Below are 12,928 nucleotides of genomic sequence, written 5' to 3'. Positions count from 1 at the left end.
GACGCCCAGCGCCAGTTGCAGCGTGCTGAAGGTGCGGAGGAAGGCTGGGAGTTTCATCGCCGGCAATTATCAGGTCGTATCAGGGGCGCCTTCAGCGGTCAGGGGGCGGGGGCAGGGGTGGCGTCGGCGGGCGCCTCGTTCACATCCACCGCAATGGCGATGGGGCCGGCGACGGTGTCGTCCTCCTCCTCGGCATCGTCCACCGGACCGTCGTCGCTGGTGTCCGCCGGGTCGTCCAGCCGCTCGATCACGGTGCCGTGGATGTCCAGCGTGATCTCGTCCACCTCGCCCAGCTTCACCTTCAGGCGCGCGCCGCGCGGCAGGTTCTGCGCGCCCAGCACGGGGAAGACCAGCGGGATGTCGTCGGCGCGGACGAGGAAGCTGCCGCCCGGGCCTTCCTTGAACACGGTGGCGTTCAGTTCGGTGATGCCGTTCTGCTCCACGTATTTCAGCGTCCAGAAGCGCTCCATGCCGGCCTGGTAGCCGTTGTAGGCGCTGTAGGCGGCGTCAAAACTGCTGATGATGGAGAACAGGTCGGCGTCCTTGGGCTTGAAGGGCGCGGCCAGCGCGGCGGTCTTGCCGTGGCGGGCGCAGGCAATGATCTGCCACTGGTTGACCAGGTCGGTGTAGCGGCGCAGGGGCGAGGTGGCCCACGAATACGCTTTGACCCCGATGCCCGCATGCGGCAACGCCTTGGTGCCCATGCGCACCTTCACGCCCGGCGCCATGCTGGCCTGGCTGCGGTAGATGCCGGGCACGCCCAGCTCGGCCATCCAGCTGCCCCAGGTGCTGTTGGCCACGATCATGGCCTCGGCCACGATGAGGTCGAGCGGCGCTCCGCGCTGGCGCACGCTGATCTGCACCTGCTCGTTGCCGGTGGGCTCAGCGCCATCATTGCCGACCAGGCGGAAGTTGTAGTCGGGCCGGTTGAAGTTCTCGGGCTTGCCGCGCACGACTTCGCGGCGGGCTTTGAGGTCCTTGGCAAGGCGGTGCAAAAACGATAGCTGCGGGCGCAATTCGGACAAGCGCTGGGGGTCGTTTTGGTGCTCAAACGCCGGGTTGGTGAGCCATTCTTCCGTCACCACGCTGTCGAGCTGGTCGTGGCGCAGGTTGGCGGCCACGTGCACGCGCTCGAGTTTGGTCTCGGAGCTCTTGAATTCCAGCGTGGCTTCGTCGATGGTGACGTACAGCGACACGGCCGGGTTGGCGCGGCCTTCGTCCAGCGTGTAGGTCTGCACCACATCGTCGGGCAGCATGGTGATCTTGTAGCCCGGCATGTACACGGTGGACAGGCGCGCCCGGCCCAGCTGGTCAATGGCGCTGCCGGGCTGGATGGCCAGGCCCGGCGCGGCGATGTGGATGCCCAGCACCACGGTGCCGGTGCCCAGGCCCTGCACGGACAGGGCATCGTCGATTTCAGTGGTCTGCGAGTCGTCGATGGAATACGCCTGCGCGGGCGACAGCGGCAGCTCGTCGGCAATGACCGGTGCCGTGAGCGCCGGAAAGCCCGTGCCCTTGGGGAAGTTTTCGAACAAAAAGCGCTTCCAGTGGAACTGGTAGGCGGAGTCGATGGCGCCGGCTTTTTGCAGCAGGTCCAGCGGCGCCGTGTGCGTGGCGCGGCTGGCTTCGACCACGGCCTTGTACTCGGGCGCGTTCTTGTCGGGCTTGAACAGGATCTTGTAGAGCTGCTCGCGGATGGGCTGCGGGCATTCGCCCCGGCCCAGTTGGGCAGCCCATTCGTCGATCTGCGCGAGGATGGCCTTTTTCTTCTCGATGGCGGCCAGTGCCTGCTGCAGGATCTCGGCCGGCGCCTTCTTGAAGCGCCCCTTGCCTGCGCGGCGGAAGTAGTGCGGTGCCTCGTACAGGCGAAACAGCGCGCCCGCCTGCTGCGCCAGCGTGGCGTTCTCTGAAAAATAGTCGCGGGCGAGGTCGGCAAAGCCGAAGTCGTCCTCGGGCGCGAATTCCCAGGCCAGGTCCAGTTCGATGGACTCGGCCACGGCCTGCGCCTGGGCAATGAGTTCACTGGGGGCAGGTTTTTCGAACTTCAGGAGGATGTTGGCAGCCTTGACCTTCACCCGCTTGCCCGAATCGAGCTCCACCTGGGCGGATGTGTCGGCTTCGGACAGGATACGGCCGGCCAGGAACTTGCCGGCTTCTTCAAACAATGCATGCATGGGCGGCATTGTCCCATGGGCACCGGGCCCCCTTGGCGGCGCAGGGCCTGCCCCTATGATCCGGGGCTTTGCCCGATGGCCCCATCCTCACTCCATGCTTTTTGATGCCGTTGCGGCGCCGCTGGCCTTGCTGGCAGTGGCCCTGCCGTTTCTGTTTGCCGTCACCGATCCGCCAGTGGCCAACTTTTGGCCGGTGGTGGCCGCCTGGGTGTGTGGGGCCGTGCTGTTGCTGGTGGGGGCGAGTGCTGCGCCTGCGCGGCACTCCCGCTGGTGGGCCGGGGTGCTGGCCGGGGGGCTGGGCCTGGCCGCGGTGGTGGCCAGCGTCATCGGGCTGATCCAGTATGTGGCGGGCGACGTGGGGCTGGGCCCGTGGATTCATGCATCGGTGCCGGGCCAGGCCGTGGGCAACCTGCGCCAGCGCAACCAGCAGGGCACCCTGCTCAGCCTGGGGGCGTGGGCCTTGCTGTGGTGGTCGCTGCATGGCCAGCGGCTGGATGGGCGGCATGCGCATGTCCACGGCGGGGAAGCAGAGGGTGCCCGGACCGCCAAGGAAGGCCAACGCGTTGCAGGGACCGCCAGTGCGGCCAGTGCGTTGCCGGTGTTCGCCGCGCTGGCGCTGGTGTGGTTGGCTGTGGGCGCTGCCGCCACGGCGTCGCGCACCGTGGTGGTGCAGTGGCTGCTCATTCTGGCGTTGCTGGTTCTTTGGCGCGGACCCCACCGGGCGGCGGCACTGCGCCTGGGTATGGCCGGCTTCGGGGTCTTTCTGGCGGCGGCGTGGATCCTGCCCGAGGCGTTGTGGACCTTCCAGGGCGTGCGGGCCGATGCTTTGTTTCACCGCTTCGCCGACGCATCGAACAGCTGCACCAGCCGACGGGTGCTGTGGTCCAACGTGCTCACGCTGATCGGGCAAAGGCCCTGGCTGGGCTGGGGCTGGGGCGAGCTGGACTATGCCCACTACATCACCTTGTTCCCGGGGGAGCGGTTTTGCGTGCTGCTGGACAACGCGCACAACCTGCCGCTGCACCTGGCCGTGGAGCTGGGCGTGCCGGCGGCGCTGGCGCTGTGCGGCGCTGCCCTGGCCGCGTGCTGGTCGGCCCGGCCCTGGCGTGAACGATCCCCCGCGCGCCAACTTGCCTGGGGCGTGCTGGCCCTCATCGGGGTGCACAGCATGCTCGAGTATCCGCTGTGGTACGGGCCATTCCAGTGGGCGGCACTGGTGTCGATCGGAATCTTGCTATGGCCTTCGCGCGGGCAGCAGCCTGGGCTTCGCGCCGACATGGCAGGCAGGGCGTGCATCGCCGCGGCGGGGTTGATTCTGGTGGCGTGCGGTGTGGCCGCGTGGGACTACCACCGCGTGAGCCAGCTCTACAAGCCGGGTCCCGTGCGTTCGGCCGCGTACCGCGACGACACCCAGGCCAAAGTGGCGGACTCGCTGTTTTTTACCAGCCAGCTCGACTTTGCGCGCCTGACCACGGCGGGGCTCACCCAGGCCAACGCCGCGCGCTTGAATGCGATGGCCCACGAACTGCTGCACTACTCGCCCGAGCCGCGTGTGCTCCAGGTGCTGATCGAAAGCGCCATCCTGCTGGGCCGGGACTCGGAAGCGGCGTTCCATATGCAGCGCTACCGCATCGCCTACCCTCAGGACTATGCCCGCTGGATGGGCGCGCGCGGTACCCGGGCCTCGGCAGAGCAGTGAAAGGCCCCGGGGCTACTTCAGTGCGTGAACATGTGTTCAGGCCAGCGCAAAAAACGCTGCCACCCGGGGCAGGTAGTCACCGAAATTGGCCAGGGCGTGTTCTCCGCCTTCTTGCACCACCTGCTGCGCGTGCGGGTAGCGCGCCACCATCTCGCGCCAGTCCAGGACTTCGTCGCCTTTGGCGATGATGGCCAGTTCCGGCGCGGCCGGGGCCTGGCCTGTGATGTCCAGCGCGCGGAGTTCGCCAATGTATTCAGGCTTGAAGTAAAAGCGCTCGGCGGGATCGTGCCAGGCTGTCTGCTCGCCGATGTAGCGCTCCAGGTCGCGGGCAGGGTGCACGGCTGGATTGAGCAGCACGCTGCGGCAGCCCTTGTGCTGCGCCACCCAGCTCGCGTAAAAGCCACCCAGCGATGATCCGACCACGCCCATCCCTGCCCCCGGCCACTGTGCAATGCCCTGTGCCACCAAATCCATGGCCGCCCGGGGCGAAGGCGGCAGCTGCGGGCACCAGAACGTGACACCCGGGTGATGTTGTGCCACGTAGGCGGCCATCTGCCGGGCCTTGGCGGACTGGGGCGATGAGCGAAAGCCGTGCAGGTAAAGAAGGTGGGTGGTGGTCATGGAGGGAAAACGACAGGGCAGGGGAATCACTGCTGTGGGAAGCGCTGGCCGAGACATAAGATGCATGGCATGGGCGCCACGCGGTGGGCCCGCTGCCTTGATCCCCACCATGACTGATTTTGCCCCGCTTTCCACTGCCAAACGCTGGGCCCTGGGATCTGCCGAGAAGCCGCCCACGTCGCTGGGCCGCTTCGAGCTCAAGAAGCTGCTGGGCCGGGGCGCCCAGGCCACGGTGTGGCTGGCGCTGGACCCGCGCCTGCAGCGCGAAGTGGCCATCAAGCTCCTGCGGCCGGTCGAGGACCAGGACCCGTCGGTGCTGGAACACTGGCTGCGCGAGGCCCGCCATGTGGGGCGTCTGGCGCACCCCTTCATTGTGCCCGTGTTCGAGGCCGACGTGCAGGGCCGCCAGCCCTACATCGTTTTTGAATACGTGCCCGGCAAGACCCTGGCCGAGCACCTGGCGCAGCAGGGGCGCTGCACGCCGCACGATGCGGTGGCGCTGATGGTGGACGTGCTCGATGGCCTGCAGGCAGCGCACCAAGCCGGCATCGTGCACCGCGATCTCAAGCCCTCCAACATCATGGTGGATGCCCAGCGCCATGCGCGGGTGATGGACTTTGGCATGGCGGCCCCCGTGCAGGCGGCGCCCGATTCGCAGCTGGCCAGCGGCACCCCAGCGTACCTGGCGCCCGAGGCGGCGGCCGGGGCGGCACCGGCACCGGCCATGGATGTGTATTCCGCCGCCCTGGTGCTGGTGGAGTTGCTCACCGGCCGGCCGCTCATCCATCAGAAGGACACTTGGCAGGCGCTGTACCGCATCGCCAACGAGCCGCTGGAGCTCCCAGCCGACCTGGGCCCCGGCGTGGACGATGGCCTGCGGGCCATCCTGCAGCGCGCCATGGCGCGGGACCCCGGCCAGCGCTACCAGTCGGCCGCGGAGTTCCGCGATGCGCTGCGTGCCTGGGCCGCTCCGGCCAGCGCGCCCACGGCGGCCAGCAACGCCACGCTCGACTTCCTGCTGCGGCGCATGCGCCACAAGAGCGATTTCCCGGCGCTGTCGGACTCGGTGGCGCGCATCCAGCGCGTGGCCAATTCGGAAGACGACAGCATCAGCGATCTCACCCACGAGATCCTCAAGGACGTGGCGCTCACCAACAAGCTGCTGCGCCTGGTCAACAGCGTGCACTTTGCGCATGCCGGGCGGGGCACCATCAGTACCGTCTCGCGGGCCGTGAGCCTCGTGGGTTTCAACGCCGTGCGCAACATGGCGCTCAGCCTGGTGCTGCTGGACCACATGCAGGACAAGGCTCACGCCAGCCAGATGCGCGAGGAGTTCCTGCGCGCGATGATGGCCGGCTCGGTGGCGGCCGAGCTGTGCCCCACCGCGCAGGCAGCCGAGGAAGCCTTCATCGGCGCCATGTTCCAGAACCTGGGGCGCATGCTGTGCGAGTTCTACTTTCCGGAAGAAGCCCGGCAGGTGCGTGCGCTGCTGGCCAGCGGGCGCGTGGAAGGCGGCGAGGAGTCTGCAGCCCTGCAGGTGCTCGGCCTGGGTTTCGAGGACCTGGCGGTGGGCGTGGCCCGCGTGTGGGGGCTACCCGACAGTCTGCAGCGCTGCATGCGCAAGCCGCTGGGCTCGCCCATGCAGCGTGCGCCCGAGCAGGGGGTGGAGCGCCTGCGCTGGGCGGCCATGGCGGCCAATGAGGTGGCCAGCACCCTGCTGATGAGCGACGCCGCATTGCAGCAAGGGCGTCTGGAGCAGGTTGCTGCCCGGTATGCCCGCACGCTGGCGCTCTCGCCCGAGGCGATCGGCGAAGCCACCTTGCGCGCCCGCCACAAGCTGGTGGCGCTGGCCGAAGCGCTGGACCTGCGTGTGGAACCCGACACACCCGCCGCGCGGCTGCTGACGCTGCCCCCCGCCGCCGAAAGCGCGGCCACGCCGCAGGATGCCCTGGCGCCGCTGGAGCTGCGGGCCGCGGAAACGCAGCCGTTGCCCGCGGTGCTCGAGTCGCAAGCCGGCGGGGCGGTATCGGTGGCACAGGTCAACGAGGTGCTGGCGGCAGGAATCCAGGACGTGACCAATGCCATGGTGGAGAGCTTCCAGCTCAACGACGTGCTGCGGATGATCCTGGAGACCATGTTCCGCGCGCTTGGGTTTCGGCGCATGGTGTTTTGCCTGCGCGAGGCGCGCACCGACCTGATGACCGGCCGCTTCGGACTGGGCGAGGGCAGCGAAGCTGCGGTGCGCGCCATGAAAATTCCGCTCAAGGCCCAGGCCGACCTGTTCGCTGCCGTGTGCCTGCGCGGCGCCGACACGCTCATCAACGACACGACGGAGCCCAAGATGCAGGCCCGGCTCCCCGAGTGGTACCGCAAGGGGCTCAATGCGCCCGCGTTTCTGCTGCTCCCCTTGCAGATCAAGGGCCAGACGTTCGCGCTCATCTATGCCGACCAGTCCGCGCCCGGCGGGATCGTCGTGGACGACAAGGCGCTGGGGCTACTGCGCACCCTGCGCAATCAGGCTGTGATGGCTTTCCGCCAGGCGGGGTGAGTCACAGGCGGCCGCGGTGCGGCGTGCGCGCAGCAGCCAGCCCGGCAGAAAGCGTCCGGACCAGCCGGCTACCGCCGCGCCAAGCCCCCGATAATTGCGCGATGGCCGTTGTTTTTGATAAACCCACGCTCGCCCAGCGCCTGCTTCCCCTGTTTCGCGGGTTTGACTTTCCGCTCCTGCTGGTGGTGTTCCTGCTCGCCGGGGCGGGGCTGCTGGCCATGTATTCGTCGGGCTACGACCACGGCACGCGCTTCATGGACCATGGGCGCAACATGCTCATCGCCGGGACCATCCTGTTCATGGTCGCCCAGGTGCCGCCGCAGAAGATCATGGCTTTTGCCGTGCCGCTTTACGCGGCGGGCGTGGCGCTGCTGGTGGCGGTGGCGCTGTTCGGCATTACCAAGAAAGGGGCCACTCGCTGGGTCAACGTGGGCATCGTCATCCAGCCCAGCGAGATCCTGAAAATTGCCATGCCGCTGATGCTGGCCTGGTGGTTCCAGAAGCGCGAGGGCACCTTGCGCCCGCTCGACTTTGCGGCCGCCGGCCTGCTGCTGGCCATTCCCGTGGGGCTCATCATGAAGCAGCCCGACCTGGGCACTTCGTTGCTGGTGCTGGCGGCGGGGCTGTCGGTGATCTTTTTCGCGGGCCTTTCGTGGAAGCTGGTGCTGCCGCCCGTGCTCATTGGCGGGGTCGGCATCCTCACGCTGGTGCTGATGGGCGACCAGTGGTGCGCCGACGGCGTACGGTGGGTGGTGCTGCACGACTACCAGCAGCAGCGCATCTGCACCTTGCTCGACCCCACGCGGGACCCGCTGGGCAAGGGCTTTCACATCATCCAGGGAATGATCGCCATCGGCTCCGGCGGGGTGTGGGGCAAGGGCTTCATGGCGGGCACGCAGACGCACCTGGAGTTCATCCCGGAGCGCACCACCGATTTCATCTTTGCCGCGTTCTCCGAAGAATTCGGATTGGCAGGCAACCTGTTCCTGCTCGTGTGCTTCCTGATGCTGGTCTGGCGCGGGCTGGCGATTGCCGCCGGGGCCACCAGCCTGTTCGGGCGCCTGATGGCCGGGGCGGTTTCGATGATCTTCTTCACGTACGCCTTCGTGAACATGGGCATGGTCAGCGGCATCCTGCCGGTGGTGGGCGTGCCTTTGCCCTTCATCAGCTACGGCGGCACGGCTATGGTGACCCTGGGCTTGGCCCTGGGCATCCTGATGTCGGTGGCGCGGTCGCAAAGACCCGATCCCAAGGACATGCCGCCGGCCATGTAGGGACATGCCCCTGGCCATGTAGGGACGGTCTCAGGCCGATAGGGGCATCGGCCGTCGCGCCGGTCGGCCCGTGCACCCGCCCCTAAAATGCCCGGATGACTTTCCGCTCCACCACTGCCGCGCCCCAGAGCGCGGCCACCCGCCAGCGCATCGATGTCGCTCGCGAATTGCTGCTCGCTCCTTTCGGACTCGACGAAGGCCATTTGGCCCGTGCGCTGGCCGAGATCCGCGCTCATCAGGTGGACGACGCGGACCTTTACTTTCAATACACCCGCAGCGAGGGCTGGAGCCTGGAGGAAGGCATCGTCAAGACCGGCTCGTTCAGCATCGACCAGGGCGTGGGCGTGCGTGCCGTGAGCGGCGAGAAGACGGCGTTTGCGTATTCCGACGACATCTCCGAAGCCTCGCTGCTGGACGCGGCGCGCACCGTGCGGTCCATTTCGGCCCTGGCGCAGGGCGGTAAGGCGCGAGTAGCTCCTAAAAAGATAGCTGCAGGCCGCAGCCTCTATCCCGGCGTGGACCCCATCGCCTCGCTCGACAGCACGGCCAAGGTGGCGCTTTTGGAAAAGCTGGAGCAGCGCGCCCGTGCCAAAGACCCCCGCGTGGCCCAGGTGATGGCCGGCCTCGCCAGCGAATACGACGTGGTGCTGGTGGCGCGCGCTGACGGCACGCTGGCAGCCGACGTGCGGCCCCTGGTGCGCCTGTCGGTGACGGTGATCGCCGAGCAGAATGGCCGCCGCGAGATGGGTTCGGCCGGCGGCGGAGGCCGGTTTGGCCTGGCTTATTTCGATGACGAACAGCTGGGCAAGTACGTGGACGAGGCGGTGAACGCAGCCTTGGTCAACCTCGAATCGCGGCCCGCCCCGGCCGGTGAAATGACGGTGGTGCTGGGCTCGGGCTGGCCCGGCATCCTGCTGCACGAGGCCATCGGCCACGGGCTGGAAGGCGACTTCAACCGCAAGGGCTCCAGCGCGTTCAGCGGCCGCATCGGCCAGCGTGTGGCGGCCAAGGGCGTCACGGTGCTGGACGACGGCACCATTGCCGATCGCCGAGGTTCGCTGAACGTGGACGACGAAGGTCACGCCAGCCAGCGTAACGTACTGATTGAGGACGGCATCCTGAAGGGCTACATCCAGGACTCCCTGAACGCCCGCCTGATGGGCGTGGCGCCCACCGGCAACGGCCGGCGCGAAAGCTACGCCCACATCCCCATGCCGCGCATGACCAACACTTACATGCTGGGTGGCGACAAGGATCCGCAGGAGATCATCGCCAGCATCAAGAAGGGTCTGTACGCGAGCAATTTCGGCGGCGGGCAGGTGGACATCACGTCGGGCAAGTTCGTGTTCTCGGCCAGCGAGGCGTATTGGGTCGAAAACGGCAAGATCCAGTACCCCGTCAAGGGCGCCACCATCATCGGCAGCGGCCCCGAGTCGCTCAAGAAGGTCACCATGATCGGCAACGACATGCGCCTGGACAGCGGCGTGGGCACTTGCGGCAAAGAGGGCCAGAGCGTGCCCGTAGGTGTCGGGCAACCCACGCTGCGCATCGAGGGGCTGACTGTGGGCGGGACGGCCTGAGGTCCACAAAAAGCCTGTTCACGGGGCATCCCCGGGAGAGGCTGATGTACCGCAGGGCCGTTTGCCAGCGCAAAATGGCGTCATGCCCGCTACGCTCCCCAGCCAGCACCTGACCCTTCAGTCGTTTGGCGACATCAGCCGCTTTCTGCGCGAAGGGGTGGCCGATGAGGAGTCCCGGCAACTGCGTGACAGCCTGGGTGCGCTATCGACCCACATCGACGAGGCGGTCCGCGCCCGCCGCACGAGCACGGATACCTCGGTCATTGCGCAACGTGTGGCTGCGCTGACGCAATGCGCCCGGGAGCACCAGCTCTTCCTGACGGGGCTCGGTTCTGCCTGGCACGCGCTGTACGAGTTCGGGGCTTACCAGCGTGCGCTGCGGGAGTTGCGCAATGCCATCGCGGCCTGGCAGCAGATGCTGGAGCGCCGCAGTTCCAAGGAGAGCGCAAGCTTCGACCAGTTCGAGTTGCTAGCCTGGCGCACGCTCGGCGAGGCGCTGTTGCTCATTGACATGTACGAGCACCAGAGCAATCCCCCGAGCGATCTGAACGACTCCCGGCCCGTGCGGAAGGGCTCCGTGCTGCAGCGCCTGCAAGGCTGGTTTCGTCGCTTCAAGCGCTGATCCGGTCCGGACCCGCAGGGCGGCTGCGCCCATTTACCGCGGTTTGGCGGCGTCTGGCTGTCGTGCAATCGCAACAGCACAGGCTTGCTGCACTGCGCCAATCCTGTGCTACATTGGCCGCCATGCAAGTTCGCAGCGCGTTTTACTTTTGGTTTTTTATCTCGGTCCCCGGCGGATGAGAGGAAAACGCGCAAGCCAACACAACCTCCCCATACCAACCGCCGACGCTGCAAAGCCCGGCGGTTTTTGTTTTTCAGGCCCCCTCTTTTTCACCCACAACAACTCTACGAGGAACAACACACCATGACGGCACCCACCACTCCGACCAGCGATGCCTGGTACCGCAGCGTCGACAAAACCAGCCAGACCGACGACGAACGTATCAAGGACATCACCGTGTTGCCTCCTCCCGAGCACCTGATCCGCTTTTTCCCGATCCGCGGCACGCCGGTCGAAGCGCTGATCACAGAGACCCGCAAGAACATTCACAACATCATGGCCGGCAAAGATGATCGGCTGCTGGTCGTCATCGGCCCTTGCTCCATTCACGACCCGGCCGCGGCGCTTGAGTACGCCCGTCGCCTGAAGGTGGCGCGCGAGCAGTACAAGGACACGCTGGAGATCGTGATGCGCGTGTACTTCGAGAAGCCCCGCACCACGGTGGGCTGGAAGGGCCTGATCAACGACCCCTACCTCGACGAGACCTACCGCATCGACGAAGGCCTGCGCATGGCGCGCCAGTTGCTCATCGACATCAACCGCCTGGGCATGCCGGCGGGCAGCGAATTCCTCGACGTGATCTCGCCCCAGTACATCGGGGACCTCATCAGCTGGGGCGCGATTGGTGCGCGCACCACCGAGAGCCAGGTGCACCGCGAACTGGCGTCGGGCATTTCGGCACCCATCGGCTTCAAGAACGGCACGGACGGCAACATCCGCATCGCCACCGACGCGATCCAGTCGGCCAGCCGCGGCCACCACTTCCTGTCCGTACACAAGAACGGCCAGGTCGCCATCGTCAACACCAAGGGCAACAAGGATTGCCACGTCATCCTGCGCGGCGGCAAGGCGCCCAACTACGACGCCGCCAGCGTGGCCGCCGCCTGCAAGGACCTGGAGGCCGCCAAGCTGCCCGCCACGCTGATGGTGGACTGCAGCCATGCCAACAGCAGCAAGCAGCACGAAAAGCAACTGGACGTGGCGCGGGACATCGCGGGGCAGATTGCGGGCGGTTCGCGCTGCGTCTTCGGCCTGATGATCGAGAGCCACCTGAACGCAGGTGCACAAAAGTTTTCGCCCGGCAAGGACAAGCCGTCGGCGCTGGAGTATGGCAAGAGCATCACCGACGCCTGCCTGGGGTGGGATGATTCCCTGGTGGCGCTGGCAGACCTTGCAGAAGCCGTCAAGGCACGCCGCGCGCTGTAAGCCGGACAGGGGTGCGAAGCCCTAAACTTGGGGCCATGGCAGGGCTGCAGCGCGCAGGCGTGCGGCCCTCGCCGTGACCACAGGAATGAGCGAAAGGCAAATCACCATGCACAGCGAAGTGTCGGTCCATCTGGCCGGGAGCCAGGAATTCCGTTTTGATCTGGCGGGCGCGGAGCCCATGGGACACGAAGAAGCCCGGCGCTGGCTGGACGATCAGTTCACCGCACTCGACTGCGAGCCCTTGCGCGCCAGCGGCAAGGTGCTGCTGGCCGACAAGGTGCTCACGGTGGCGCACGCCGCAGGAGCCGCGCTCCTGGCTGATCCGGCGTGGTCGCGCGACTTTGCGCGGGCAGCGAGCGCTGCGCTGGCCCGGCCCGTCGTTCGGGTAGACGTTCCGGCAATGGCTGTGTCGTTCTGATTTCGATAAAAAAGTGGCGCTAGCGCTTGTCATTCAAGCGCTATAAGCTATCATTTTAGTAGCGAATCAAGCAGCTTGGCGTGGATTCCGCCAAAGCCGCCGTTGCTCATGCACACCACGTGGTCACCGGGGCGTGCCGCCTGCGTGACCTGCTGCACCAGGGTGTCGATGTCCGCTGCGGTCTGGGCTCGCTGGCCCGGCCCCACGCCCAGCGGCGCCAGCGCCTGCGCCGCATCCCAGTCCAGCCCGGCCGTGTGGCAGAACGCCAGGTCGGCGGGCTCCAGGGCCCAGGGCAATTGGGATTTCATGGCGCCGAGCTTCATGGTGTTGCTGCGGGGCTCGAACACGGCGAGGATGCGTGCGCCAGTTCCCAGGCTGCGGCGCAGGCCGTCGAGGGTGGTTCTCAGCGCGGTGGGGTGGTGCGCGAAATCGTCGTACACGGCCACGCCGTTCACGGTGCCGCGCAGTTCCATGCGCCGCTTCACGTTCTGAAAGCTTGCCAGCGCCTCTGCGGCCTGCGCGGGTTCGACACCCACGTGGTGCGCGGCGGCAATGGCCGCCAGCGCG

General features: G+C 67.0%; 10 protein-coding genes. 7 read left to right on the top strand and 3 right to left on the bottom strand.

Translation table 11 applies throughout. The features are described 5' to 3' along the window. Positions 1 to 98: 98 nt before the first annotated feature. Positions 99 to 2,174: an RNB domain-containing ribonuclease gene (locus MRY84_RS16620; protein ID WP_291506816.1), complete on the bottom strand. Its 2,076-nt coding sequence runs from the start codon at positions 2,172 to 2,174 to the stop codon at positions 99 to 101. A gap of 94 nt (positions 2,175 to 2,268) precedes the next feature. Here MRY84_RS16620 and MRY84_RS16615 point away from each other — a divergent pair, with 94 nt between their 5' ends. Continuing rightward, positions 2,269 to 3,873, top strand: coding sequence for a Wzy polymerase domain-containing protein (locus MRY84_RS16615; protein WP_291506815.1), 1,605 nt, complete (start codon positions 2,269 to 2,271; stop codon positions 3,871 to 3,873). A gap of 36 nt (positions 3,874 to 3,909) precedes the next feature. Here MRY84_RS16615 and MRY84_RS16610 read toward each other — a convergent pair whose 3' ends face one another. Beyond that, positions 3,910 to 4,494 (bottom strand): YqiA/YcfP family alpha/beta fold hydrolase, encoded by a 585-nt coding sequence (locus MRY84_RS16610; protein WP_291506814.1) that lies wholly within the window; start codon positions 4,492 to 4,494, stop codon positions 3,910 to 3,912. A gap of 109 nt (positions 4,495 to 4,603) precedes the next feature. On the opposite strand from MRY84_RS16610, the gene MRY84_RS16605 reads away from it, so the two are divergent. From MRY84_RS16605 to MRY84_RS16580, 6 genes are all read left to right on the top strand, one after another. Next, positions 4,604 to 7,042 carry a serine/threonine protein kinase gene (locus tag MRY84_RS16605; protein ID WP_291506813.1) on the top strand — a complete coding sequence of 813 codons (2,439 nt, stop codon included), beginning with the start codon at positions 4,604 to 4,606 and terminating at the stop codon, positions 7,040 to 7,042. A gap of 101 nt (positions 7,043 to 7,143) precedes the next feature. After that, positions 7,144 to 8,316, top strand: a complete 1,173-nt coding sequence (rodA, locus tag MRY84_RS16600; protein WP_291506812.1) for a rod shape-determining protein RodA — start codon at positions 7,144 to 7,146, stop codon at positions 8,314 to 8,316. Between the two features lie 95 nt (positions 8,317 to 8,411). After that, positions 8,412 to 9,896 carry a metalloprotease TldD gene (gene tldD / locus MRY84_RS16595; protein WP_291506811.1) on the top strand — a complete coding sequence of 495 codons (1,485 nt, stop codon included), beginning with the start codon at positions 8,412 to 8,414 and terminating at the stop codon, positions 9,894 to 9,896. A gap of 82 nt (positions 9,897 to 9,978) precedes the next feature. After that, positions 9,979 to 10,518: a hypothetical protein gene (locus MRY84_RS16590; protein ID WP_291506810.1), complete on the top strand. Its 540-nt coding sequence runs from the start codon at positions 9,979 to 9,981 to the stop codon at positions 10,516 to 10,518. Between the two features lie 303 nt (positions 10,519 to 10,821). Further along, on the top strand, positions 10,822 to 11,943 hold the full coding sequence (locus MRY84_RS16585) for a 3-deoxy-7-phosphoheptulonate synthase (protein ID WP_291506809.1): 1,122 nt from the start codon (positions 10,822 to 10,824) through the stop codon (positions 11,941 to 11,943). Positions 11,944 to 12,049: 106 nt separating this feature from the next. Then, entirely contained in the window at positions 12,050 to 12,361 is a 312-nt protein-coding gene (locus MRY84_RS16580) for a hypothetical protein (protein ID WP_291506808.1), read from the top strand. Positions 12,362 to 12,411: 50 nt separating this feature from the next. On the opposite strand, the gene MRY84_RS16575 is transcribed toward MRY84_RS16580, so the two are convergent. Continuing rightward, positions 12,412 to 12,928 (bottom strand): cyanophycin synthetase (locus MRY84_RS16575; RefSeq protein ID WP_291506807.1); only part of this gene is annotated, 517 nt, incomplete at its 5' end.

It is taken from the genome of Acidovorax sp., assembly GCF_022763525.1.
Taxonomy (GTDB): domain Bacteria; phylum Pseudomonadota; class Gammaproteobacteria; order Burkholderiales; family Burkholderiaceae_C; genus Acidovorax.
The sequence above is the reverse complement of the archived record's forward strand: the minus strand, read 5'-3'. Positions and strand labels throughout refer to the sequence as shown.